The following is a 24,359-nucleotide window of genomic DNA, read 5'->3' on the forward strand; positions in this document are numbered from 1 at the left end:
TCGGCCGACCGCTCCCCCACCTCCGGCGGTCGGGCGGGCACGAGGCGCGGGCGGCGAGGACGGCCGCGCCTCATGCGGCCACCGGGTGGGTGAACCGGCCGAGTACGGCGCGCTCGCCCCCCGGAGTCGGCCGGCCGTCACAGTGCCGCGTCGTGGATGAGCATCGCGATCTGGACCCGGTTGTTGAGGTCCAGCTTGGTGAGGATGTTGGAGACGTGTGCCTTCACCGTGGGGACGCTGATGAACAACTCGGCCGCGATCTCGGCGTTCGTCCGGCCCTTTCCCACGGCGGCGGCCACTTCCCGTTCGCGCTCACCGAGGAGGCCCAGGCGCGCCCGTGCGCCGTGCCGCTTCTCACCCGTGTCCGTGGCGACCGCGCTGATCAGCTGCTGGATCACCGGGGGTGAGAGCACCGGATCCCCCGCCGCGACCTTGCGTACCGCGTCGACGATCTCCCGCGGCGGGGTGTCCTTCAGCAGGAAGCCGGCCGCTCCGGCGCGCAGCGCGCTCAGGACGTTCTCGTCCGAGTGGAAGGTTGTCAGCATCACGATCTCCGGAGAAGGCGCGGGACCTCGGAGCGCCTTGGTCGCGGCCAGCCCGTCCATCGTCGGCATGCGGATGTCCATGAGCACCAGGTCGGGCGCGAGTGCGCGGACCAGCGGCAGGACCTCGCTGCCATCGGCGGCCTCGGCGACGACCTCGATGTCGGGTGCACCGGCGAACAGCAGGCGCAGGCCGGAGCGGACGAGAGGGTCGTCGTCGACGAGCAGGATGCGGATCATGTGGCCCACGGTAGCCAGGCCCGCAGACGGTAGTCGTCACCGGTCCGGCCGTGCTCCAGCCGACCGCCGGCCAGCGTGGCGCGCTCGGCCAGACCGATCAGTCCCTGCCCGCTGCCGGGGATGGGGGTCCGCGTCCCGTCGCGCGTCGCGCGATTGCACACGAGGAGCGTCAGCCCGTCCGGCGGACCGCCGGTGATCTCAATGCGCACCGCCGCGCCGGGGGCGTGCTTGCGGGCGTTGGTCAGTCCTTCCTGGACGATGCGGTAGACGGTCCGGCCGGTGAGTGCCGGCACGGCGTCCGCATCGGTGACCCGCTGGTCGATCCGGACCCGCATACCGGCATCGCGCGACTCCTGTGCCAGTCTCTCGAGATCCGCCATCTCGGGCTGGGGAGGCGGGGCGCCGGTCTCCTCGGCTGTGGGTGCCCGCAGGACACCGATGACCGTACGCAGGTCCTGCAGCGCCCTGTGCGCGCTGTCCCGGATCACCGCGGCCGTGTGCTCGATCTCGCTGCGGGTCGCCCCCGGATTGAACTCCAGGGCCCCGGCGTGCACGCTCAGCAGCGACAACCGGTGCGCCAGCACGTCGTGCATCTCCCGCGCCATCTCCTCCCGGGCCGTCCGCTGCGCCTGCTCGGCGCGCAACGCCGCCTCGGCCTCCGCGCGCTCGGCACGCTCGTGCAAGGAGCGGACGAACAGTCCCCACCCGACCGCCACCGCGATCAGTGCCATCGCGGCCAGTCCGGGAACCAGGCGCTCGACGGTGGTCGCGGGGGGCCCGACGTAGTGGGCCAGCAGGACGTAGTACAGCACTACGGGGGCGCAGGCGAGACCGGCCACCCACGCCGTGATCACCGGCGGGCGGTACACCGCCACGGAGAACAGCGCCACCGTCGCCGGGATCACGAGCGGGCAGGACAGACCGGCCACCGTGAGCCCGACCGCCAGGGCGGCCGGCCACCTGCGCCGCCACCACAGCACACCGCAGGCGGCCACGCCCAGCACCCACTGGTCGGAGGCTTCGCCGAGCCCAAGCGCGTTCAGCGGGTAGGCCAAGGACTCGAACGTGAACTGCGGGAAGAGCGCCAAGCCGCGCCCGGTCAGCTGGATCACCGCCAGGGAAAGGCCGGCGGCCAGCAGCACGATCAGCAGGTCGAGCGCTCTCCCGCGGAACTGGGATTGCATGCCCGTCAACATAGGCGACGAATACGCCGAACGAGAGCCCTCCGGGGAGCGACGAGACTTTGGTAGGGGTGCGGGTCGCCCCGAGACGCTACTTCCGCCTCTCGGGATCTGAACTTCCCGCCGATACCCCCGCTGACCTGCGCGCATAGTGTCAACGCCAGGAAAGCGACCATCCGCGGCCACGGCGGCGGCACGGCCCGCGCGGCCCACGGCGTGGCCGCGCAGGCACCTGCGGCCCGATCACCGTCACCGCCAACCCCTGTGAAACCGCGCGCGGCCGCGGGACCGCGGACCCACCGGAGACCCTCCGCACCCGAGCGCTCTCACCGAACCTCACCCACCACTGAACGAAAGCGAGCTTTGCCATGCCCTGGAAGAAGAGAGCAGGCTGGTTGAGCGCGGCGGCAGCCGTCCTGGCGGCCGCCTCCCTGACGGCGAGTTCCTTGTGGCCGCAACGCATCTCGCCGAGCGAAGCCCGGGCGAACGCCCACTCCAAGGCCGTCCCCGCCGGCCAGGTCGACTGCCGAAGGGCCAAGTGCATCGCTCTGACCTTCGACGCGGGTCCCGGCGAGGACACACCCCGCCTGCTGGACATCCTCAAGGAGGAGAAGGTACGGGCGACCTTCTTCCTGCTCGGCAGGAACCATGTCCTGCGGTACCCCGGCACCGTGCGGCGCATGGCGGCCGAGGGTCACGAGGTGGCCAACCACACCTGGTCGCACAGGATCCTCACCGATCAGGGCGCGGACGGCATACGCGCGGAGCTGTCCGGAACACAGGACGCCGTTGAGCGGATCACCGGACGCAAGCCCACTCTGATGCGCCCTCCGCAGGGACGCACAAACGACGAGGTCTCCCGGGTCAGCAAGGAACTGGGCCTGGCACAGGTGCTGTGGAGCGCCACCGCGAAGGACTACTCCACCACCGACCCCGCCCTCATCACCCGCCGCATCCTCGATGCGGCCGGACGCGACGGCATCATCCTCCTGCACGACATCTACAAGGGAACCGTCCCGGCCGTCCCGGGCATCGTCAAGGAACTCAAGAACCGTGGCTACACCTTCGTCACCGTTCCCCAGCTGCTCGCGCCCGCCGTGGCGGAACCGGGCAAGGTCTACAAACCCTGATGTGCAAATCCTGGAGCCCGACCCCGCTCACGCGGCTCCCGAGCGTCCGGCCAGGCAGTTCCCGAGCGTCCGGCCCGTGGGAATCGGTGCCCGCTGACGCAATTGTTGGCGTGATCGCGTCGTCGGGTTCCCCCGCTCCGCTCCTCACCGGCAACCCGCGGCCTTCACATCCCGTCATCCGGAAGGCGAGAGGCCCCGGGACCGACGGGCGCCCGAGCATGGGTTTTCAAGGAGGGGACCATTGTTCCGTGCCCGACGAACAGGGGTCACTGCCGTGGCGGTGCTCGCCCTGGCGGGGGCGGCGCCCATACCGGCGTCGGCACAGCAACCGCCCGGAAACCGGCCGTTCACCGCAGCGGCCGACAACGGCGGCGGACTTCCGCCGGGTTGGCGGATCACCGGGAAGGGGGCCGCCCGGGAGCTGGTGTGGCGGTCGGACACGCCGGTGCCCATGGGGGACGCACGTGTCGGGTTCTACACCGGGCATCGGCTGCTCGGGCGGCCGCAGCCCGGAAGGGACGGGCGCACGTTCCACCTCGGTCTGGAGGGCATGCGGACCGCTGATCTGAAGGGCCTTCAAGTCCGGGCCTCCGGTAGGCGACTGGACGCCCCCGGCACGCGGCCGCAACCGCACGACCGCGTCTCCGTGCCGAAGCAGCCGTCCGCACAGGCCCCGGCGGGCAGCGTCGACCCGGGCAAGCCGGGTTCGTACCGCACCGTCACCGGCGAGTACAACCTCAACCCGGTACGGCTGCCCGGCCTTTCGGTGCCGGTCGAGATGCGCGCCGTGGTGGTCGCGCCGAAGGGGGCCACCGGCCGCCGCCCGTTCGCGCTGTTCCTGCACGGCCGCCACTCGACCTGCTACAAGCCTCACGGCGACGTCACCGGCGACTGGCCATGCCCGACCGGTACGAAGCCGATCCCGAGCCACCGGGGCTATCTCCAGGACCAGAGGCTTCTGGCCTCGCAGGGCTATGTGACGGTGTCGATCTCGGCCAACGGAATCAACAGCCAGGACTGGGCCGCCGAGGACGGCGGCGCGCAGGCCCGTTCCTCGCTGGTGCGGCTGCACCTGTCCCGCTGGGCCGACTGGGCCGCCCACCCGGCCTCGGCACCGGACGTCGTACGCAAGGCACCGAAGGCAGACCTGTCGCGCGTCCTGCTCGTCGGACACTCACGCGGCGGCGAGGGCGTGAACCGCGCCGCCATGGACAGCGTCCATCCGCCGCCCGCCGACCAGGACGGCGCCCGCGGCCCGGCCCGATGGCACATCGGCGGCACGGTCCTCATCGGCCCGACGATCTTCGGCCAGAATCCGGTCGCCGACGTGCCGTCGGTGACGATCCTGCCGGGCTGCGACGGCGACGTCTCCGACCTGCAGGGCGAGGTGTACATCGACGGCACCCGCGGCGTCAGCCGCGGCACCGCACTGCACAGCGCCGTGTACGTGGTCGGCGCCAACCACAACTTCTTCAACACCGAGTGGACGCCGGGCAAGGCGCAGGCGCCCGCCGACGACGACTTCGGGGACGACCCCGACCACAGGGACCCGGTGTGCTCCCCCGGCACCGGGACCCGCCTGACCGCCGACCGGCAGCACAGGGCCGGCGCCACATACATCGCCGCGGCGGCACGGCTGTTCCTCGCCGGGGACGACCGGGTGCGCCCGCTGCTCGACGGCTCGGGCTCCAGGGCGCCCTCCGCGGATCCCGCGCGGGTGCTCACGCACGCCGTCGGCGCCAGGCGCACCGGCGGTTTCCTGCCGGACGGCCCGGTCTCGGTGACCGGCGGCGGTCGGCTGTGCTCGGCGGTGGACCCACACCCGTCCGCCGCCTGCCTCGCATCCGGCACGGTCGGCGCATCGCCGCACTTCGCCGAGTGGGAGACCGACCGGGAGACCGGCCGCCGTGCGGTGGCGCTGCGCTGGTCCGCCGCGGGGTCCGCGGTGCGGGTACGGCCCGCCGAGCCCGTCTCGCTCGACGGCGCCAAGGACCTGGCGCTGCGCGTGATCGTGCCGCCGAACACCTCCGGGACCCGGATGGAGGTGTCCATCGCCGACGCCTCCGGCCGCAGGGCGAAGCTCGGCCGCGTCCGCGCGGACGGGCTGCCGGGCACCGTGCGGACCGCCTCCTACTGGGCGCGCGAGCTGCGTGTACCGCTCACCGCCGCCCGCCGCGCCGGTCTCGACCTGCGCCACGTGGCGACCTTGGAGCTGACGCCGCGCACGCGCTCGGGCCGCGCCTGGCTGATGGACGCCTGGGGCTGGCGCCCCGGCACCCCCGCGGTGCGGACGGCGGCGCTGCCGCGCGTCGACATCGGCCGCCTGGCGGTGAAGGAGGGCGACTCCGGAGTGCGCACCTACCGGGTGCCGGTGCGGGTGTCCGGGCACGGCAGCGGGCAGGTGCGCCTGTACGTCCTCGACCCGGTGACGGGCAAGGCCAAGGACCGGTTGGTGACCGTGCGGCCGGGCGGCCACGACATCGAGGTGCCGGTGCAGGTCAAGGGCAACACCCGCTACAACTGGGACGTTCGGCACGACGTGCTGGTGAAGGCGGTCCACACCTCGGTGATCGGCTCCTACCGGGGCGGGGTCACGGCCGAGAACGACGACCCGAAGCCCAAGGTCACCGTGACGCCGCTCGCCGACCGGGTCACTGAGGGCAAGCCCCTGAAGTGGCGGGTGGACCTGTCCGCGGCGGCCGACATGGATGTGGAGTCGCTGTTCGTGGTACGGCCGGTCACCGGCGGGCCCGAACTGTCCACGAAGGACGTCGACCCGCAGTGGCTGCAGGAGCACTCCGGTGAATCCCCCGATCCCGAGCGCCCGTTGTCCAAGCTGGAGTACCTCTACCTCCGGGTGTCCGTCCCGGCGGGCAGGAGGAGTGCCGAGGTGAGCGTGCCCACGGTCAAGGATCAGGTCCGGGAGCGGGCCGAGGCGGTCCGCTTCCAGTTGGCCGACGACACCGAAGAGCCGCGGGACGGAGGACCGGTGCTGACCGGGACGGTGCTCGACGCGTCGTAGCAGGAACGGGAGGAGGAGGTCGGCCGCGTGGCGTGCCACAGAAAGCCGCGCGGCCGACCTGGCGCACGCACACGGTTTGGACGGCTTCTCCCTCAGCGGGCGCTGCCCGTGCGCCGGTCCGCTTCCGAGCCCTCGAGCATCAGCGTGATCTCTTCGATGCGCCGGAAGCGGCCGTCGGGTGCGAGTTCACCGAACAAGTAGACCTCCATGCGCACGGTGGATCCGTCGTTCTTTGTGATGTGGACCGTGTGGCGATCGGCGTACAGGGTGCCGTCGCAGAGCTCGTCGTGCACTTCGATGGAGCCTTCGGCCACGACCGTGCGCAGATGGGCGATGTGCTCGAGGAAGCCGTCGCGGTCGTCCCATGCCCCGTCCGTGCGCTGGCGGTGGTCGGGAGCGAAGTGCCGGTCGGCGGCCTCGTGCAGTTCCAGCCCAGGAGTGAACAGGAGGTCGGTGAGGGCAACGGCCATGCGGCTGCGGTTCATGGCAATCCCTTTCGAAGCGCATATCCCGAATATGCGTGCGCCGCGCACGCTTCCCGCTCACGGTAACACCACATGCGTGCGCGGCGCACGCTATTGTGGCGGGGTGGAGGATGACGCAGGCCGGCAGATCGCCGAGGCGCTGGGCACACTGCTCAAGCGCGCCACCCGCGCACGGCTGCATCGCACCCTGACCGAAGGCATGGGTGAGGCGGTGGACGAGCTGACCTATCCGCTCCTGAGCGCGCTGGCCCGGACCGGTCCCCGCAGCGCCGCCGAACTGGCCCGGGACGTGGGACTCGACCGCTCCGGTGTCACCCGCCGCGCCTCCAGGCTCGAGGACGCCGGGCTCGTGCGGCGTGAACCCGACCCCTCCGACCGGCGAGCGGCACTCCTGGTCCTGACCGACCACGGCCGACGAACCGTGGAGGCACTGCGTCGGCGCTTGGCCGACCGCATCGCGGCAAGCCTCAGCTCCTGGCCACCCGGCGAAGCCGAGACCTTCGCCCGCCACCTCCGCCGCTTCATCGCCGACGGCCCCTTCACCTGACCGCCACGGGCACCTTCAGCGGCTGCGGCGGGCGATCACCCGGCCGGGCTGCGCCCACGTCGCGGCGCCACGGCGGCGCCGCGGCCGGCCCCCGCCCCGCCTCACAGACCCAGGTCGGGCCCGAACGCCTCGTAGTGGATGCGTGAGGCCGGCACTCCCCGCTCCAGAAGCTGGCCCCTGATCGAGCGCATGAACGGCACCGGTCCGCACATGAGCACCTGCGTGCCGTCGGCGATCTCGATGGCCGACAGGTCGGCCAGACCGGTGCGCTCGGCCGGCCAGGGGCCCTCGGGGTGCTCGTACCAGACATGCGCGGTGGCGTTCGGGAGCTTGTCGGTGAGCAGCGCCAGGTCGCCGCGGAAGGGGTGGGTGCGCTCGCAGCGGTCGGCGTGCACCACGGTCACCGGGCGGGTGGCACCGGTGGCGGCCAGATGGGCCAGCATGCTGATCATCGGGGTGCTGCCGATTCCCGCCGAGGCGAGCAGGACCGGGCTGTCACCGTCGTCCAGGACCACATCCCCGAACGGTGCGCTGACGCTGAGGACATCGCCCTCGTCGACTTTGTCGTGGAGCCAGTTGGACACCTCGCCGTCCACGGCGCCCCTGATCCGCTTCACCGAGATCCAGCGGTCGGTGCCTCCGGGAGCGCAGGACAGGCTGTACTGGCGTATCTGGCGTGCCCCGTCCGGCAGTTCGGCCCGCACCGAGACGTACTGCCCGGGCCGGAACAGCGGTGCCGGAGCGCGGTCGGCCGGGCGGAGCATGAAGGTGACGACCTCGTCCGTCTCCTCCAGTCGGCCGACGACCCGCCAGCGCCGCCAGACGTCCCCGTCGGCGACCCCCGCCTCGGCGTACAGGCGGGTCTCCATGGCGATGAGCGCTCCCGCCATCAGCCAGTAGACCTCGTCCCACGCCGCGGCGACCTCCGAGGTGACCGCGTCGCCGAGCACGGCGCCGATGGCCTCGAACAAGTGGCGGTGGACGATCGTGTACTGCTGGGCGGTGATGCCCAGGGAGGCGTGCTTGTGGGCGATGCGGGCGAGGAGCTGGTCGGGGCGGCGGCCGGGGTCGTGGACGAGCATGGCCGCGAAGCCCGCTATGGAGCCGGCCAGTGCCCTGCTCTGTGTGCCGTTGACCTGGTTGCCCCGGTTGAACAGGTCCCGCAGCAACTCGGGGTGCGCCTCGAACATCCTTCGGTAGAAGACCGAAGTGATCTCGTCGATCGAGGCGCCCACGAGGGGCAGGGTGGTGCGCACGACAGCGGCGGACTTCTCGGACAGCATCACGACCTCCTGAACATGCATCACAGATGCGTATTTTCTTGTGTGCGGAATCGCGGCCACGGGGGCCTCGCCTCCGGATCTCTACACGGGCGGTGAAGTGAGCAGTCGCACGAGCACCGGTCGCGCGGGGGTGCCGACCAGGTCCTGCACCGTCAAAGGATCGAGCACGCGGAAGAACGCCTCCTGCGCCTCACGCAGCGCGGTACGCAGACGGCACGCACCACGCAAGGGGCACGGCGCCGATGGATCCTCGCAGCCGACCACGTCACCCGCACCCTCGAGCTCGCGCACCAGCCAGCCGACCGAGGCCGCCCGGCCCCGGCCCGTGAGCTCCAGCCCGCCGCCGCGCCCGCGCCTGGCTTCGAGCACTCCCAGATGCTGGAGGCGGCTCACGACCTTGGCGACGTGGGTGTACGGCGCGGCCACGGAGTCCGCCACCTCCCTCGAGGTGGGCACCTCCGTGTCATCCACGACCGCCAGACGCATGGTCACACGCAGCGCCAGGTCGGTGAACTTCGTCAACCGCACACCGGGAGACTAGCAAGTGGTATCCAAGATGCATATTTAGGGGGTCGGGAACCGGCCGCGGCCGCGGGGCCGTCGAGCTCCACGAGTCGGGCCCTTCGAGGACGAGCCGCACCAGCGCCGTCGCCCGGAGACCCTACGCCAAAGAGACCGTGGAGCCGCTCCAGAGCCCTTTCGGCCCCGCCGCGCCGGCACCGCGGGCTCAACTGCTCGGCGCGGCCTGCGCGGAGGTGTCGTAGGTGAAGTACCACCAGTTGCTGGTATCGCTTTCCGTGCCGTCGGCGGCGATGGCCGTGATGTGCCATCGGCCCTGCTGGTCGCCGTACCAGTCGAAGGTGAACGAAGTACCGTTGGTGGTGTCGTTGAACGAGGTGACCCACACACCCGAGCACATGCACTCCACCTCGTACCGGTACGAGACAGCCTTCTCCTTCCGCGCCCACTCCAGCGTGGTATTGCGCGGATAGTTGGTCAGCACGCTCCCGTCCGCCGGGCCCAGGTGCTCCGGGGCGGAGGCCGTGAACTCCTCCGCAGGCGGGTCGGTCACAGGCGGCGGCGAGGAAGGGCGCTTGGAGGCGGACCCATGGGTTGACGGCCTGCGGTCCGTCCGGGTGGCTGTCGGCCGTGGCGCAGTGGTGGCGTGGGAGGTGCCGCCGCCGCCATGACCGCCGCCACCGTCACCGCCGCTGGTTGTCTGTCGGGGCGACGTGGAGCCGCCCGTGGTGGGGCCGCCCGTTGCGGCCTTGCCCGTGTCAGCCGGTTGCTGTCGGTCCAGCAGTTCCGGGCCGAAGCGCACAGCGCCTGCTGTCAGCACAACGAGCACGACGACGGCCAGCGTTGCCCCGGCCCAGGGGCGCTGCGGTCGCGGGGGCGGCGGGAGCGGGCGGTTGTCGGGTAAGGCGCCGGGGGGCGGGCCGGTGCGGTCCGCATGGTCTTCGGCGGCTTCGAGGCGGGCGATGTCGCGGGCCACCGACTGCCGCAGCACCTTCAGGATCTGATCGGTCCGGTCGAGGATGGCCTCCACCGTGGAGCGCAGGCCGGAGTCTCCCGGTGGATCCGGCGGCACCAGCGGCTGGCGGACCAAGGGAATCTGCTCCTCCACCGCCTCCTCGACCAGCTGCACGGCCTCGTTGTGCACCTGCACCGCCGGGTGGTCCTCCCCCAGTTCCTCCCCCACCGAAGGTTCCTCGTCGGAGGACTCGCCCTCCGGTGCGGCGCGGGCGGCCAGCTCGTTGCGCCGCTGATGGTCGTTGCGCGCCTGGACGTCCTCGACCTTGTCGTCGAACAGATAGTCCCTGAACAGCTTCGTCGGCTTGGCCACAGCCGCGGCCCGGTAGTACACCTGCCTCACGTGCTCGCGCACCGGCTTGGTCAAGGCGTCCCCGGCGACCTCCTCAATCAGGTCCAAGATCGCCTCGAGGACGTCGCGGTTGGGCACCCGTTCCCCGTTGGCGATCCGGCTCAGTGTGGTGGGGCTGAATCCGGGCCCCAGTTTGGTGCTGATCGCCTTGTAGTCGTAGCCGAGCTCCTTCATCCGGTCGAAGAACTGCTCCCGCATCACATCGGCGAACGCACGCACCGGCTCGGGCAGATCGGAGGCCAGGGCGCTGCGCGGACGCCCCCGCCCGGACCTGCGGACCAACCCGCCCCCGCTCTCCTCGGACACCGGTCTCCCCCTTCTGTCGCCGCAGCGGAATTGTTTCACCCCTGACCTGCGGTTATTTCAGTTTTTTCACCCCTTGAGGATGAATTCGCGGTCCCCGACGGTAGGTGTACCGGCTTCGGAGCGGACCCCGCAGCCGGGCCACCCCACCTGCCGCTGTAGGAGACCAGCATGCTCAAACACACCCGACGACCGCACCCGATTCGCCGCATTGCACCCGTACCGACCACTGCCGGGGCGGTGGGGTGAAGGTGTACGCGTTCGTCCTCCACGACCTCGCCGGCAACCTGCTCGCCGGCCTCATCCTCACCACCGGCCCGTTACTGGTGCGCCGGGCCAGGACCTGGAACACCCACCGCCGCCGGGGAAGCGACGACCCACGCGCCTAGAGGATCCGCCGCCGTCCAGGGCTTCGGCAGCGGGGCCGACGCGGCGGCGGGAGCGGCGGCGCGTACGGGGCCCTCGCCGCGGCGGCGGCACGGTCGCGGCGAGGGGCCCGGCCATGCCACGGGCGCGGCGCTCGCCGGGGCCCGCTCAGCGACGTATCGTTTGGTGATGTCCGAGACGTGGAGCCTCTCATGACCACACCGCGGGACCTGTTGATCGTCGCCTTGGACGTGGAATCCAGCCGTCCTGTGGAGCGAGGTGAGCTTTCGCTCGCACTCGCGGGAGCCGAGGTGATCGACCTCCTCGGGGTCCGGGCCGTCGCGCTGGACGGTGGTCACATCGTGCCCGGTCAACCGCCGACGACAGGTGATCGCCTGTTGGACGAGGCCGCCTCGTCGCTCACCCGGCAGGAGCCGTACGAGTCGGTCGACGACTGGCTGTGGCGCAGAGGCCGCGGCCTGTCCTCGGCCTATGCGGCCGTCCTCGAGGCGGACGGGCAGCTCACTCGGCAACGCCGCCGCTGGATGCCGTCGTGGACTCCGCGGATCGCGCTGGTCGATTCGCCCGCTCGCCGCCGGGCTGTCGACCGCTGGAGATCGGATGAACCCGTCCTCGCTGCCCTTGCGGCGGCTGTCGGGATTGACGGCAAGCCGGCGGCGGACTTCACGACCACGACCGACGACGCGGTCGAGACCGTGCTGGCGGCGGTCAATACCGCGGTGCTGGAACTGGAGGCCGTACGGCAACGGCGAACCGTCGAGGACGCGGCCTTCGACAACATCTGGCGAGGCGGATGAGATTTCCACTCATCGCTCGGCGTCGAGTCATGGCTCGGCGTCGAGCCGGTCGGCGAGGATCATCGCCACATCGTCGGTCAGACGGGCCTGGGTGTGGCGGATCAAGCCCTGGTGAAGCTCTTCCAGGAACTCCGGCGGGGTGCGGGCGCGTATCGCTTGCATGGCCTCGGGCAGGGCGAAGAAGTCATTGTCGGGGCTGCGGGCCTCGATCACTCCGTCGGTGTAGAGCAGCAACCGGTCGCCGGGGACGAAGGGATAGCTGTCCGGCTTGGTGGGAGGACCGCTGAGGAAGTCCTCCAGGCCGAGCGGGGGCAGCGGTGTGAGGGGCATCAGGGCCTCGACCCGGCCCTGCCGCAGCAGCAGCGGGGGCGGATGACCCCGGTTGACCAGCTGGACGACGGGGCTGTCCGGCACCTGGGCCACCAGCACGGTGACGAAGCACTCCGTCCGGCTCGTCTCGGCTTCCGGATCGGTTTCACTGGAGACGGTGGCGCACTCCCGTTGCATCGCGGCCGCGCAGTGGTCCATCACCTCGACCAGTTCGTCCTCGTAGTGCACGGCTTCGCGGAACGCGCCCAGCACCGCCGCGGCCACTCGCACGGCGGGCAACCCCTTGCCCCGGACGTCCCCGATGATCATCCGGACCCCGTAGCGGGTCTGCACGGCCTCGTACAGGTCACCGCCGATCTGCGCCCCCACCTCGGCCGCGAGGTACATGCTGGCCGCCCGCACGGAACCCAGCCGGGGAGGTACCGGCCGCAGAAGGACTTCCTGGGCGGCCACGGCGATCCGGCGGACCTGGTTGAGCTCGATCTGCCTGCGCGTGTGCATGGCGCTACTGGTCGTGACGCTGGCCACGGAGACCAGCAGGATGGCCAGGAAGTTCGTGTACACCTGCTGGGTGCCCCAGGCCTGGTTGTACGTGGCGGTGGTCACGCTGACGGCCAGGGCGACGCACGCTGCCGCCATGGTGCCTTTGGGGCCCGAGGTCACCGCGGCCAGCGCGGGCGTCGCCGTGAGGAGGGGGCCGGTGTACAGAAAGTGCGCAGGGGTCAGCTCGATGGCCACCACCAGGAGTGCGATCACGAAGGGCACACACTGCGCGAATGTGAACAGGATCCGGCCGTGACCGCCCGCCCGCGGTGAATAAGACAAGCGGAGAATCGACCGCATAGGTACAGCCTGCCTCCTTGAGGGCCAGCGTTCCACTCAGGCTCTCACGGCGGTGGATGCGCCGGCGGTGCTGGCGCGAGGACGGTCGACACGGCGCCCGCAGCACACGACCCGGCTGCTGGGGTTCAGGGCGGCGAGGACCGTCTCTGCGCGCCGGATGAAGGCCGGGTCGCGGCGAAGCGCGTGACCCAGCCGCCCGGGGTGATCCGCCAGATGCCCGTGAGGTCGGCGGTTGCCGTGAGGTAGTGGACGTGGAGCGTTCCGTCGTGGGACGGCCCACGGCCGAAGGCAGGCGCGTGCGCGGGTGCCGCGCTCACGACGGGCTCCCCGGATGAGGCAGGATGGCAGATCGCGTCGCGCCGGCCGTCCGTGCTGCGACGTGACCGAGACAACCAGGCATGAGCAGGTGACGAGTGACGACGCAGCACACCGAACTCCCGGCGGCCACAGCCGCCTTGCGACCGGGACCGGGCAGGCCCCGACAGCATGGTTGCCGACCGGGCGCACCCTTCGCGCCGGGAAGGGGGACCCGGTGAACCGGGCCGTCACCCTGCACGACCTGATGGTCGTCGGGGCCGCGCTCGCCGCCGGTGCCGCATCGGGCGTCCTTCTGCGGCTGGCGCTGCGGTGGCTGGGCGAGCGGGCGCGCAGGACGCGCTGGAGCGGCGACGACATCATCGTCGACACGCTGTCCGCGCTGGCCCCTTGGGCGGCGCTGACCGCGGGTGCCGCGGCAGCCGCCGCCGCTCTGCCGCTGACCCCGACCGTCGGCCACAACGTCGACCAGGTGCTGATCGCCACGCTCATCCTGGTCGCCACGACCACGGCGGCTCGCGTTGTCGCCGACCTGGTGCGGTCGCTGGCGCTGTCCCGCTCCGGTGTGGCCGGCACAGCCACCATCTTCGTCAACCTCACGCGCATAGCCGTACTGGCGATGGGCGTCCTGGTCCTGCTGGAGACGCTGGGGATCTCGATCGCCCCGCTGCTCACCGCCCTCGGCGTGGGCGGTCTGGCGGTCGCCCTCGCCCTCCAGGACACACTGGCCAACCTGTTCGCCGGAGTGCACATCCTGGCGTCGAAAACGGTGCAGCCGGGCCACTACATCCGGCTCAGCAGCGGTGAGGAGGGCTACGTCGTCGACATCAACTGGCGGAACACCGTGGTGCGGCAACTGCCCGACAACCTGGTGATCATCCCCAACGCCAAGCTCGCCGACGCCATCATGACCAACTTCCACCAGCCCGAACAGCAGATGTCGATCCTGGTCCAGGCGAGGGTCGGCTACGGAAGCGACCTCGAGCACGTGGAGCGGGTGACCTCGCAGGTCGCCGAAGACGTGATGGCCGAGGTGACGGGCGGTGTCCCCGACCACGAACCGGCCGTGCGCTTCCACACGTTCGGGGAATCGGGCATCGACTTCTCGGTCATCCTGCGGGCCCTGGAGTTCAGCGATCAGTACGTGATCAAGCATGAGTTCATCAAACGGCTGCATCGGCGGTACCAGGCGGAGGGCATCGACATCCCGCTGCCCGTCCGCACCGTTGTGGTGCGTGAGCAGAGCCAGGTGCCGCTGCCCGGCCCGCGTGGGGCGTCGTGGGAGGGTCCGGGCGGTCTGCCCGAGCCGACGGCACCGGTGCCGACGAAGGGCTGATCGCGCCGCGTAGGCCGAGCAGGGCCCCGGCGCCGACGACCGGCCGAGCGGCCGAGCGTGCCACGTGTGCCAGGAAGGGCGCCCCGCTCGATCCGATGCGCCGCGGGCGCGACCGCCGACCGGTCGCGCCCGGTGTGCGCCCCGCGCCCCGGGCGACGAAGTCGCGCATGAAGCCGTCGAAGCGGAACCCCGGACCGGTCTCCCGCTCGAAGCGGCCGCGCGGAGCGTGGAGGCCACGGTGGGCCCGCGAGGTGAACACTTTACCCCCCACTGATGGCATGTCTGGGTCAAATCTGCCAGGCTTCCGGCAGCCGTCGCCCCCACCGGGGAGACGGCTGCGATCTCACCTTCCAGGGACCCGCGCAACCGCTTCGCACAGCCCACGGCTGCCCTCCGGCGCACCCAAGCCGTCCGGGCCGCCATCGAGCAGACCGGGAATCCCGGCCGCCGCAAAGGAGTTCCGCGTGAGAGCATCCCCCCGAAAGGCCCTGGCAGCGAGCGCACTCGCCCTCGCCGCGCTGGCCGCCGCCGCACTCCCCGCCGCCCCGGCGACGGCCGCGGCACCGGCAGGCCCGAAGGCGGCTGCGGCCTGCACCCCGACGCAGGTGGTCGCCAACGGCGGGTTCGAGAGCGGCACTTCGCCCTGGAGCCAGACGTCCGCCGTGATCACCAGCCGAGCCGGGCAGACCGCTCACGGCGGCACGACCTTCGCCTGGCTGAACGGCGTCGGCGGCACACACACCGACACCCTCTCGCAGAACGTCACGATCCCGTCCGGATGCGGCAGCGCCAAGCTCTCCTTCTGGCTGCACATCGACACCGCCGAGACGACCTCGTCCACGGCGTACGACAAGCTCACGGCGAAGATCGGCGGCACCACGCTGGCGACGTACTCGAACCTGAACAAGAACACCGGCTACGCGCAGAAGTCGTTCGACGTGTCGGCCTTCGCGGGCCGGACCGTGGCCGTCGCGTTCACCGGCACCGAGGACTTCAGTCTGCAGACGAGCTTCGTCATCGACGACGTCGCCCTCGACACCTCGGGCGACACCACCCCGCCCGCGGACTCCACCCGCACCCCCTCCTCACCCGCCTACACGGTCAATCTGACCAGCAACACCGACGGCACCGTCTGGACCGGCCACCAGAGCGCCACCTTCACCAATGCCTCCTCCTCCCCGCTCGGCGAGGTGTATCTGAGGCTGTGGGACAACGCCCACGGCACATGCGCCTCCACGCCCATCTCGGTGACCAACGTCACCGGGGGCACCGCGGGCGGCCTGTCGGGCGACTGCACCTCCCTCAAGGTCACCCTGCCCGGACCGCTGGCGCAGGGCCAGAAGGCCACGATCGGCTTCGACCTCGGCATCACCGTGCCCAGCGGCGCCGACCGCTTCGGCCACGACGGGGCCTTCAGCTTCATCGGCAACGCCCTTCCCGTACTCGCGGTCAAGGACGGCGCCGACTGGCATCTCGACCCCTACACCAACAACGGTGAGTCGTTCTACTCCCTGGCCTCCGACTTCAGCGTCGCCCTCGACCACCCGAACGGCCTGCTCGTCCCGGCGACCGGCGCCTCCGTCGACACCCCCGGCTCCAGCGGACGCACCGTCACGACCGCCACCGCCACCAAGGTCCGTGACTTCGCCTGGGCCGCGGGCCCGTTCACCAAGATCTCCGGCACCTCGGCCTCCGGCACGCCGGTCAATGTCTACTCCGTCTCGGGGATCAGCTCCTCCAGTGCCCAGTCGATGCTCACCACCGCCAAGTCCGCCGTCGACGCCCATGCCTCGCGGTTCGGCGCCTACCCGTACGGCGAGTTGGACGCGGTGATCGACAACAACTTCTGGTTCGGCGGGATGGAGTACCCCGGGTTCGTTCTCGACCTGGTGAGCACCACGGCCCTCACCCACGAGATCGGCCACCAGTGGTGGTACGGAATCGTCGGCGACGACGAGTACACCAGCCCGTGGCTCGACGAGGCGTTCACCGACTACGGCACCGACCTGGCGCTGAACAAGACCGGCACCGGCTGCTGGAACAGCGTCTCGTGGGCCTCCGCGGCCGAGAAGATCACCAACTCGATGGCCTACTGGGACGCCCACTCCTCCCGGTACTCCACCGTCGTCTACAACTACGGCAAGTGCGCCCTGCACGACCTGCGACGTGTGCTCGGCGACACCGTCATGGCCAAGCTGCTGAAGGACTACGCCACCTCGCACTGGTACGGCGTCTCCACCACGGCCGAGTTCAAGGCCGCGGCCCAGGCCGCCACGGGCACGGACCTGACCTCGTTCTGGACGCAGCACCGCATCGAGGGCTGAGCGCACTCGCGGAACCGGCAGCGCACCGCCGCCCACCTCCGCGGGCGGCGGTGCGTCGTTGCGGGCGGGGGTACCCCGGCGACCGGGCCAGGTGACCAGGCCCGGGACCAGGATGGAGGTGTCCTCCGCCGGCTGCGGGGCGCCGGAGCTACGCCACGCAGAACTCGTTCCCCTCGGGGTCCCGCATCACCCACCAGTGGCCCGCCGGGCCCTTGTCCATCTCATGGACGCGGGTCGCCCCCAGGCCTTCCAGCCGGGTCACCAGGGCTTCCAGGCCGCCGGGTTCGCTGTGGATGTCCAGGTGCAGGCGGTTCTTGCCCGTCTTGCCCTCGGGTACGTCCTGGAAGAGCAGGCGCCGACCGCGGCCGATGCCGCTGGTCTCGTCGAACGGGTCCTCGGGATGGCGGATCGCGGCGTAGCCGCGGAACGTCTTGCGGCCCCGGTGCTCGACAACCGCCTCTTCGCCGATGTGACCGGCGCCCAGCAACTGCTCGATCAGGGCGCTCGGGTCCTCCACCTCGTACTCGAGCGCCGCGGCCCAGAAGTCCGCGAGCGCGGGTGCGTTCGTGCTGTCGACGACCAGCTTCCAGCTCAGTGCCATGTAACCAGTTATATTGGTTACATGGATGCCGCCGCAACCAGAGGGCTGATATTGCGCTCCCGCACCGGGGCCGCCTACCGGTTCGACCCCGGCGCGCTCTGCCTGGAACTGCTGACCACCGGCGGCCCCGGCCCCTTCCGCCGGTACGAGGTGCTGCACCGGCCCGCCGACCTGGCCGCCTGGGTGGACCGGTCGCGGCTCGCGCCGGCGCCCGCTCTCGAGATCTCCGCCGCCGACGTGGCGCACGCCCGACGGCTGCGGGACGCGCTGTTCCGGGCGGTCCTCGCCCGCACGGGCGGGGAGCCCTATCCGCCCCACGACCTGGAGGTCGTCAATGAAGCCGCCGCCCGCCCGCCGCTGGCGCCCGCGATCGGGCCGGGCGGACAGCGGCAGTGGGCCGGGACCGCCGGCGGAACGCATCTGATCTCCACCGTCGCCCGCGACGCCGTCGACCTGCTGACCGGCCCCCTCGCGCACCGCATCCGCACCTGCGCCGCCGACGACTGCCACCTGGTCTACGTCGACACCTCACGCCCCGGCCGCCGCCGCTGGTGCTCCATGGAGCACTGCGGCAACCGCCACAAGGTACGGGCCCTGCGCGCCCGCTCCGAGGAAGGATGAGCACGATGCCGACCGGACCGACCGAGGACGCCGGCCGGCAGATCGGCGTCCGGCGCTGGTCTCGGTGGCGTGCGGGCTCAGCGACTGCCCCGTCGGCCCGCTCGCCGGATTCCGCGGCGCTGGGCCGGTTGGAGCGACAACGGCGGCAGCGTGGAGAACGTCTCACGACCGGCGAACAGCGGATCCACAGCCGGCTCTCCAGCGACCGCGCCGACTGGTACAAGCACGTCAACCTCACCGCCCGCGACAGCGGCGGCCACTTCATCCCCCGGGAGATCCCGGACGCCTGGGTCGACGACCTGCGCCGCACCGTCCGCGACCGGCCGTTGAACTGTTCCGGCCCCTGCCCCGAGCACCCCACCGCCGCACGGGCCGTTCATCCCTTGGCGCGGTAGACCTCGACGATTCCCTCCGTGTCCTCGTAGCCGAGCCCGAAGCGGTGGTTGACCACGGACGGGGCGGCGCCGACGTCCGTGCGGAGGTCCTTGCCCGTGCGGGCGTCGAGTGTCATGGGGGCGTCGGCCTCGGCGTAGACGACACCGTGCCATGCCGTCGTCACCTCCGGCGCGATCCGGTTCGCCGTCCTGTCCGGCAGGCGCCACAGCACACGGCCGGTGGGCAGGTCCACCGCCGTGATGGCCGCGGAGCCGGAACCGTCGGCGCCCGAGCAGACCGTCGTCGTCCATCCGTCGTAGTGGCAGTCGCGTACCGTCGCGTCGCCCATGTCCAGCCTCGCCTTGCCCGTGACCGGGTCGACGAGGCGGCTCTCACCCGCCCCGATCCCGTTCGCCAGCGTCAGCCCGGGGCCCGGATCCGCCGTCAACGCCTCGCCGGTGACCAGTTGCCGCTTCCACATCCGACGGCCGTCAGCGGTCGACCTGCCGGCGAAATCGCCGTCGTCGCGCGTCCCCACGGCCACCGACTTCTCCAGGTCGATGCCGTCGAAGTCCCGGTCCGTCCACACCACTCGACCGGTCCGGGTGTCGAGCAGGGCGCTCATGGGAGGGGTCTGCGAGTAGCCCTCCTCGGACACGGAGACCAGTACCCGCCGATCGTCCGCCCCGACCACACGAGGGCTCGCCGCCGAAGTGCCCTTGCCCTTCTCCACCTCACGCGCCCACAGCTGCCTTCCCGTGGCGGCGTCGTAGGCGACGACCGTGACCGTGTGCCCGCCCGCGGAGGTGCCCGACCCCGCCGTGCTCGTGCCGAAGGCACCCACCACCGCGGTGCCTGCCAGACGCGGCGCCTGTGCCACGGAGTCGCCGTCCTGCACGGCCTTGTGCCAGGCGATCTCCCCCGTGTCCAGCCGGTAGGCGGTGATGCCGACGTCCTCGACGTCGTACGTGTACGCGAGACGGTCGCCGAGGGTCAGGAAGTCGGCGATGCCGCCTCGAAGCGTCGGGCGGGGCCAGCGCCCGCTGAACGATGCGATGGCCTCCGGCGCGAAGGCCTGGGGCGGAGCCTGCGACCGCGTCCCACCGCCGTCCATGGAGGAGTTCGATAAGTCGCCGTGCGGCGCCTTTGCCCCGGAAGGCGCATGGCCGCCGCCGCACGCGGCCAGGGAAAATGCCACGGCCGCCCCGGCCGCCGTCATCAGGAGACGGCTCCATGCCTGTGTGGTCCTCATGGGCACCACAGAGTGGCAGAGCTGGACGTCGGGCGGAAGCGGGCCCCTTGGGTCGAGCCGGGAACACCTGGCCGTGGTGGCCGGCTTCACGCTGCGGGCGGCGTCCTGCCGGCGCCACAAGCCCTCCGCCACCGGGGCGCCCGCGCCTGTCGGGAGCGGCGGGAACACCGCCGGATCCGGTGCTCCCGGTCAGTGGGCGCACGCGGCCCCGGCGTCGCGGACGGTGCCGTCCTCGGGGACGGCGACACGCACGCCCACCAGCGGTAGCGACTCTTCGCATCCAAGTGATTACTCTTGGCGCACATCGCCTCGACTGGTTGGAGAAGAGTGTGAGCAACGCACCCCGTCATGGATCGGTGAGCGAGCCGCCGTCCCGCGCCGACATCTACCTGGAGCCGTGGCAGGCGGCCGGGCTGGAAGCGGGCAAGTTCTTCCCAGCGACGGAGGCGGGCCTCAGGGACCCCTACGCTCCTGACGACACCGTCAATGCGCAGCCGCCGGAGGACGGCCGGATCGCCAGCGCCGGCAAGGACTTCGCCATGAAGCTCGACGAGCCACGCACCGACTGGACCAAGCACCCGGTCAACGCGGGCCAGACTCTTGAGATCAGCTGGAACTTCCACGCACCGCACAAGACCCGCCGTTGGAACTACTTCCTCACCCGGCCCGGCTGGGACCCGTCCGCGCCCCTGACCCGGGCCCAGTTCGAGGGCGAGCCCTTCCACTCCGTCCAGTTGTCCTGCCAGCCCTACTGGTCCTGCGACGACCTCATGCCGGAGAACCCGACAACACACATCATGCGCCTGCCCGAGCGTCCCGCCGGCCACCAGGTGATGCTCGCCGTGTGGGAGGTGGCCGACACGGGCAACGCCTTCTACCAGGTCATCGACCTCGAATACCGCTGACCCGGTGCCGGACCACGTGGCGGCCCCGGGGTCCCGATGCCGTTGGGCATGCGGCGGCCGAGTCCTGCGACCGGCCGCCGCGCCCCGCGTGCGGATGCCCCCGGCCGACGCACGGCACGTGGACATCCATGCCGCTCGGCTCAGATCCTGATGATCGGTCCACGGTGAAGTTCCACGTGGCGAAGATCCTGACCAAGTCGGGAGTCGCCTCGCGCGGCGAGGCGGCGGCGCTGTACCACGCGGCGGCGTGGGCGACCGCTGACCGACGGCTCCCCGGCCGCCACCGGCACCCGTACCCTCACCGGGCGACGTCCCGATGCTCGGAGCACAGGCAGCCGACACCCTTTTCGATCCACTCCTGCCCTGCCCAGTCCGGGTGCCGCTGGATCATCAGCGCCGAGATCTCTTCGACGATCGCCTGCTCGCCGACCGCCGAATCGCGGCGGACCCAGGTCTCGTCCCTGAGGAGTCGGAGGTAGTCGCGGACATCAGCCAGCAACCGCGGGCCCCCGACATCACCGTGGCCGGGCACGACCACCCGGGGGCCCGCGGCTGCGAGGCGTTCCATGACCGCGAGCCAGCGGGTGCCCGAGACATCGGTGTCGTACGGAGGGAACCACGGGAAGATGGCGAACTGCCCGGCTTCCACGAGGTCGCCCGTGAACAGAACGTCCGCGTCCGGCACCTCGACCACCTGGTCGCCCTTGCTGTGCGCCCGCCCGGTGGCCCGCAGGCGCACCACCCGGCCGCCCAGATCGAGGTCGTACGCCTGGTCGTAGACGATGTCGGCCCGCGCCAGTTCGACGCCCTCCAACTGGTGTGCGACCGGTTCGCCGAGCTCCTTGAACATCTCCGCGTAGCCGGGGCCCTTCACCTTCAGGTCCTCGGCCTGGTCCCGATTGACCAGGTACGTCGCCTCCCCCGCGAAGACCTGCGCTCCGAACGCGTGCTCGGGGTGAAAGTGCGTCGTCGTCAGATACAGCTTGCGCCCCCTGGCGTAGTCCCTGGCGAACTCCAGCACCTTCTCGGCATTGCGAGGACCCATGCCCGTCTCGACCACCAGAACGGAGTGCTGCCCGCCGATGACGCCGATGTTCGGCACGAGTTGCACCCGCCGTTCCGGGATGACCACCAGGTCATGGGCGAGTTCCCGTACACCCGTGATGTGGACGACGGGTTCCGGCATCGTGTGTTCGGCCATGGCGACTCCGTAAGCGTTGCGGGTACGCCCCAACTCCATCGCGAGGGCGCCCGAGGCGTCCAAGACCGATCCTGTGCGGCCGATACCGTCCCGGTATCCTTGCCGGTGATGGAGCTACGCACACTGCGCTACTTCGTGGCGGTCGCTGAAGAACTCCACTTCGGCAGGGCCGCCGCGCGGCTGCGGATGACCCAGCCCCCACTGAGCCGGGCCGTCAAGCAACTGGAGACCGACCTCGGCTGCGCCTTGCTGCTCCGCTCCCCCACCGGGGTGGCCCTCACCCCCGCCGGGATCTCGCTCTACGACGAGGCACGCGCGCTGCTCGCGCAGGCGGACGAGGTGCGCGCCCGGGTGGCGGTGGCGGCCGGCGCCGACACCCTGACCGTCGGCACCCTCGCCGACAGCGCCGAGCAGGTCGGCACCCGACTCGCCACGGCCTACCGGCAACGCCACCCCGGCGTCCGCGTCCGCATCCGCGAGGCCGACCTGACCGACCCCACCACCGGACTGCGGGCCGGCCTCGTCGACGTGGCCCTGACCCGAGCACCGTTCGACGACACCGGCATCACCACCCGCGTCCTGCGCTCGGACCCCGTCGGCGTGGTCCTCCGCGTCGACGACCCGCTGGCCGACCGCGACAGCCTGTGCTCGGACGATCTCACCGGCCGCCGATGGTTCCGGCTGCCGGAGGGCACGGACCCGGTGTGGCAGGCCTTCTGGAGCGGACCGGCGGAGAGCGGCCGCCATCGTGACGGTCCGGTCGTACGGACGGCGCACGAGTGCCTGCAGTCCGTCCTCTGGAACGGCACCGTGGGGCTGATACCGCTCGGCGACGGCGTGGGCCTTCCCGAGGGCCTCACAACGGTCCCCCTGACCGACAAACCGCCGAGTCACCTCGTCATCGCCTGGAACAGCGCCGAACCCGGTCCGCTCATCCGCTCGTTCATCCACATCGCCGCGGCCCTCCACCGCCGCGACGGCACCGTCACCTAGGCCGTTTCCGTCTTCTTGTCCTTGATGCGCACCGCTTCCTTCCGGACCTCGGCCTGGATGGCACGCTCACGCTGGAGCCACTCGGGACGCTCCGCCTTCAACGCCTCGATCTGGTCCGTGGTGAGAGCCTCGGTGACCCCACCCCGCGCGAGGCCCGAGATGGAGACGCCCAGCTTGGCCGCGACCACCGGCCGGGGGTGCGGGCCGTCGCGTCGCAGTTCCACCAGCCACTCCGGCGGATCGGCCTGGAGCGCACTCAACTCGGTGCGCGAGACGACACCCTCCTGGAACTCGGCGGGGGTGGCCTCGAGGTACACACCCAGTTTCTTCGCCGCGGTCGCGGGCTTCATCGTCTGGGCGGTCTTGTGCGACGTCATGGTGTCCAGGGTATCGAGCGGGTGCGGTGCCTCCGACCACGACCGGTAGCCTGGCCAAGTGACAGGCTCGCAAGCACCCCCTTCGTTTCGGCTCGCGTACGTCCCGGGCGTGACGCCCACCAAATGGCTGCGGACCTGGGACGAGCGGCTGCCCGAGGTCCCGCTGACCCTTGTTCCGGCCTCCGCCGCCGAAGCGTCGGACCTCTTGCGCGCCGGAGGTGCCGACGCGGGTCTCGTGCGGCTGCCGATCGACCGGACGGGGCTCAGTGCGATCCCCCTCTACACCGAGACCACGGTGGTCGTCGTCCCCAAGGACCACGTGGTGGCGGCGGTCGAAGAGGTGTCCGCCGACGATCTGGCCGACGAGATCGTGATGCACCCCCTCGACGACGCCCTCGAATGGGAGCACCGGCCGGGACAGTCGGCGAACGAGCGCCCGGCCACGACCGGTGACGCCATCGAGCTGGTGGCGGCGGGAGTGGGGCTCCTCGTCGTCCCGCAGTCGCTCGCCCGCCTCCACCACCGCAAGGACCTCACATATCGGCCGATGACGGATGGTCCCCAGTCACGCATCGCACTGTCGTGGCTGGAGGACCGGACCACGGATCTGGTGGAGGAATTCATCGGGATCGTCCGCGGGCGGACCGTCAACAGCACCCGCGGTCGCCCCCTGACACCGGCGCAGCCCAAGAGCAAGCGCCCCGAGAAGGGCGGGACACGGCAGAAGCCCTCAGCCGGCAAGCCGACCGGCAAGAACCCCCGGCAGGGTTCCGGCCGCCCCGGCGCCGGCAAACGCGGCAGACCTCGCCGCCGGTCCTGACGGGCCACGACGCGTGGCTCCTCGCCACTCGCACCACCTTTCCCGCCTTCCGGGGGCCGACCTAGCGCCTTGGCCGCGGCGCCGGCAAGTGGCCCGGCGTCCCGCCGACCGAGGGCGGCGGGACGCCGGGGCGGCCTGTCGGGTCCCGGTGCCCCTGCCGACCGGCGTGGTAATTTCGGCGGTGGAGGCTCGTAGGTGTGCCTGCCCCGGACGAGATGTGCGCCGTACCCGGTCCGCCAAGACGACGCACTCGAGGAGACGTCG

24 protein-coding genes and 1 riboswitch are annotated in these 24,359 nt (G+C 71.3%); of the genes, 12 read left to right on the top strand and 12 right to left on the bottom strand.

Features of this window, described 5'->3' with window-relative positions; genetic code table 11:
* Nucleotides 1-137 precede the first annotated feature (137 nt).
* Together IEY86_RS20330 and IEY86_RS20335 are read right to left on the bottom strand one after the other, a co-directional pair.
* Nucleotides 138-782: a response regulator gene (locus tag IEY86_RS20330; RefSeq protein ID WP_189133194.1), complete on the bottom strand. Its 645-nt coding sequence runs from the start codon at nt 780-782 to the stop codon at nt 138-140.
* Nucleotides 779-1,966, bottom strand: a complete 1,188-nt coding sequence (locus IEY86_RS20335; protein WP_189133195.1) for a sensor histidine kinase — start codon at nt 1,964-1,966, stop codon at nt 779-781. The genes IEY86_RS20330 and IEY86_RS20335 overlap by 4 nt, the downstream gene beginning before the upstream one ends.
* A gap of 365 nt (nt 1,967-2,331) precedes the next feature.
* Here IEY86_RS20335 and IEY86_RS20340 point away from each other — a divergent pair, with 365 nt between their 5' ends.
* Both IEY86_RS20340 and IEY86_RS20345 read left to right on the top strand, forming a co-directional pair.
* The gene (locus IEY86_RS20340; protein ID WP_189133196.1) at nt 2,332-3,093 is read left to right on the top strand and encodes a polysaccharide deacetylase family protein; all 762 of its coding nucleotides are present in this window, start codon (nt 2,332-2,334) and stop codon (nt 3,091-3,093) included.
* 241 nt (nt 3,094-3,334) lie between these two features.
* Nucleotides 3,335-6,115, top strand: coding sequence for a hypothetical protein (locus IEY86_RS20345; protein ID WP_189133197.1), 2,781 nt, complete (start codon nt 3,335-3,337; stop codon nt 6,113-6,115).
* Nucleotides 6,116-6,207: 92 nt separating this feature from the next.
* On the opposite strand, the gene IEY86_RS20350 is transcribed toward IEY86_RS20345, so the two are convergent.
* Nucleotides 6,208-6,600 (bottom strand): nuclear transport factor 2 family protein, encoded by a 393-nt coding sequence (locus IEY86_RS20350; RefSeq protein WP_189133198.1) that lies wholly within the window; start codon nt 6,598-6,600, stop codon nt 6,208-6,210.
* A gap of 103 nt (nt 6,601-6,703) precedes the next feature.
* Between IEY86_RS20350 and IEY86_RS20355 the strand changes: the two genes are divergently transcribed.
* On the top strand, nt 6,704-7,147 hold the full coding sequence (locus IEY86_RS20355; protein ID WP_189133199.1) for a MarR family winged helix-turn-helix transcriptional regulator: 444 nt from the start codon (nt 6,704-6,706) through the stop codon (nt 7,145-7,147).
* A gap of 101 nt (nt 7,148-7,248) precedes the next feature.
* Here IEY86_RS20355 and IEY86_RS20360 read toward each other — a convergent pair whose 3' ends face one another.
* The 3 genes from IEY86_RS20360 to IEY86_RS37585 form a co-directional block, all read right to left on the bottom strand.
* Nucleotides 7,249-8,430, bottom strand: a complete 1,182-nt coding sequence (locus IEY86_RS20360) for a globin domain-containing protein (RefSeq protein WP_189133259.1) — start codon at nt 8,428-8,430, stop codon at nt 7,249-7,251.
* Nucleotides 8,431-8,511: 81 nt separating this feature from the next.
* A complete protein-coding gene (locus tag IEY86_RS20365) occupies nt 8,512-8,958 on the bottom strand; it encodes an RrF2 family transcriptional regulator (RefSeq protein ID WP_189133200.1) in 447 nt (148 codons plus the stop codon).
* Nucleotides 8,959-9,157: 199 nt separating this feature from the next.
* Nucleotides 9,158-10,621, bottom strand: coding sequence for a helix-turn-helix domain-containing protein (locus tag IEY86_RS37585; protein WP_189133201.1), 1,464 nt, complete (start codon nt 10,619-10,621; stop codon nt 9,158-9,160).
* A 242-nt stretch (nt 10,622-10,863) separates the two neighbouring features.
* Here IEY86_RS37585 and IEY86_RS20375 point away from each other — a divergent pair, with 242 nt between their 5' ends.
* Both IEY86_RS20375 and IEY86_RS20380 read left to right on the top strand, forming a co-directional pair.
* A complete protein-coding gene (locus tag IEY86_RS20375) occupies nt 10,864-11,007 on the top strand; it encodes a hypothetical protein (RefSeq protein WP_189133202.1) in 144 nt (47 codons plus the stop codon).
* Nucleotides 11,008-11,196: 189 nt separating this feature from the next.
* On the top strand, nt 11,197-11,802 hold the full coding sequence (locus IEY86_RS20380; protein WP_189133203.1) for a GOLPH3/VPS74 family protein: 606 nt from the start codon (nt 11,197-11,199) through the stop codon (nt 11,800-11,802).
* A 27-nt stretch (nt 11,803-11,829) separates the two neighbouring features.
* Here the strand turns inward: IEY86_RS20380 and IEY86_RS20385 are convergent, their stop codons facing one another.
* On the bottom strand, nt 11,830-12,897 hold the full coding sequence (locus tag IEY86_RS20385; RefSeq protein WP_308425156.1) for a PP2C family protein-serine/threonine phosphatase: 1,068 nt from the start codon (nt 12,895-12,897) through the stop codon (nt 11,830-11,832).
* 203 nt (nt 12,898-13,100) lie between these two features.
* Complete coding sequence (locus IEY86_RS20390) at nt 13,101-13,292, bottom strand: hypothetical protein (RefSeq protein WP_189133205.1); 192 nt, start codon at nt 13,290-13,292, stop codon at nt 13,101-13,103.
* A gap of 215 nt (nt 13,293-13,507) precedes the next feature.
* On the opposite strand from IEY86_RS20390, the gene IEY86_RS20395 reads away from it, so the two are divergent.
* Entirely contained in the window at nt 13,508-14,626 is a 1,119-nt protein-coding gene (locus tag IEY86_RS20395) for a mechanosensitive ion channel family protein (RefSeq protein WP_189133206.1), read from the top strand.
* Between the two features lie 464 nt (nt 14,627-15,090).
* On the top strand, nt 15,091-16,950 hold the full coding sequence (locus tag IEY86_RS20400) for a M1 family aminopeptidase (RefSeq protein ID WP_189133207.1): 1,860 nt from the start codon (nt 15,091-15,093) through the stop codon (nt 16,948-16,950).
* 148 nt (nt 16,951-17,098) lie between these two features.
* On the opposite strand, the gene IEY86_RS20405 is transcribed toward IEY86_RS20400, so the two are convergent.
* Complete coding sequence (locus tag IEY86_RS20405) at nt 17,099-17,551, bottom strand: VOC family protein (protein ID WP_189133208.1); 453 nt, start codon at nt 17,549-17,551, stop codon at nt 17,099-17,101.
* A gap of 21 nt (nt 17,552-17,572) precedes the next feature.
* Here IEY86_RS20405 and IEY86_RS20410 point away from each other — a divergent pair, with 21 nt between their 5' ends.
* Both IEY86_RS20410 and IEY86_RS20415 read left to right on the top strand, forming a co-directional pair.
* Entirely contained in the window at nt 17,573-18,172 is a 600-nt protein-coding gene (locus tag IEY86_RS20410) for a CGNR zinc finger domain-containing protein (RefSeq protein ID WP_189133209.1), read from the top strand.
* A gap of 5 nt (nt 18,173-18,177) precedes the next feature.
* Nucleotides 18,178-18,567 (top strand): hypothetical protein, encoded by a 390-nt coding sequence (locus IEY86_RS20415; protein ID WP_189133210.1) that lies wholly within the window; start codon nt 18,178-18,180, stop codon nt 18,565-18,567.
* On the opposite strand, the gene IEY86_RS20420 is transcribed toward IEY86_RS20415, so the two are convergent.
* Nucleotides 18,549-19,799, bottom strand: a complete 1,251-nt coding sequence (locus IEY86_RS20420) for an outer membrane protein assembly factor BamB family protein (protein ID WP_189133211.1) — start codon at nt 19,797-19,799, stop codon at nt 18,549-18,551. The two genes, IEY86_RS20415 and IEY86_RS20420, sit on opposite strands and share 19 nt — an antisense overlap.
* Before the next feature lie 329 nt (nt 19,800-20,128).
* On the opposite strand from IEY86_RS20420, the gene IEY86_RS36605 reads away from it, so the two are divergent.
* Nucleotides 20,129-20,704: a lytic polysaccharide monooxygenase auxiliary activity family 9 protein gene (locus tag IEY86_RS36605; RefSeq protein WP_229698616.1), complete on the top strand. Its 576-nt coding sequence runs from the start codon at nt 20,129-20,131 to the stop codon at nt 20,702-20,704.
* A 298-nt stretch (nt 20,705-21,002) separates the two neighbouring features.
* Here IEY86_RS36605 and IEY86_RS20430 read toward each other — a convergent pair whose 3' ends face one another.
* Nucleotides 21,003-21,905 (bottom strand): MBL fold metallo-hydrolase, encoded by a 903-nt coding sequence (locus IEY86_RS20430; protein WP_189133213.1) that lies wholly within the window; start codon nt 21,903-21,905, stop codon nt 21,003-21,005.
* A gap of 108 nt (nt 21,906-22,013) precedes the next feature.
* Between IEY86_RS20430 and IEY86_RS20435 the strand changes: the two genes are divergently transcribed.
* Nucleotides 22,014-22,898 (top strand): LysR family transcriptional regulator, encoded by an 885-nt coding sequence (locus IEY86_RS20435; RefSeq protein ID WP_189133214.1) that lies wholly within the window; start codon nt 22,014-22,016, stop codon nt 22,896-22,898.
* Here IEY86_RS20435 and IEY86_RS20440 read toward each other — a convergent pair.
* Entirely contained in the window at nt 22,895-23,275 is a 381-nt protein-coding gene (locus tag IEY86_RS20440; RefSeq protein WP_189133215.1) for a DUF5997 family protein, read from the bottom strand. The two genes, IEY86_RS20435 and IEY86_RS20440, sit on opposite strands and share 4 nt — an antisense overlap.
* A 58-nt stretch (nt 23,276-23,333) precedes the next feature.
* Here IEY86_RS20440 and IEY86_RS20445 point away from each other — a divergent pair, with 58 nt between their 5' ends.
* Nucleotides 23,334-24,095, top strand: a complete 762-nt coding sequence (locus tag IEY86_RS20445; RefSeq protein WP_189133216.1) for a LysR substrate-binding domain-containing protein — start codon at nt 23,334-23,336, stop codon at nt 24,093-24,095.
* A 181-nt stretch (nt 24,096-24,276) separates the two neighbouring features.
* A riboswitch (guanidine-III (ykkC-III) riboswitch) is annotated at nt 24,277-24,346 on the top strand.
* The last annotated feature ends 13 nt before the right edge of the window (nt 24,347-24,359 follow it).

Origin of the sequence: Wenjunlia tyrosinilytica (assembly GCF_014646055.1) — a bacterium.
In the GTDB taxonomy this organism is placed as follows: Bacteria; Actinomycetota; Actinomycetes; order Streptomycetales; family Streptomycetaceae; genus Wenjunlia; species Wenjunlia tyrosinilytica.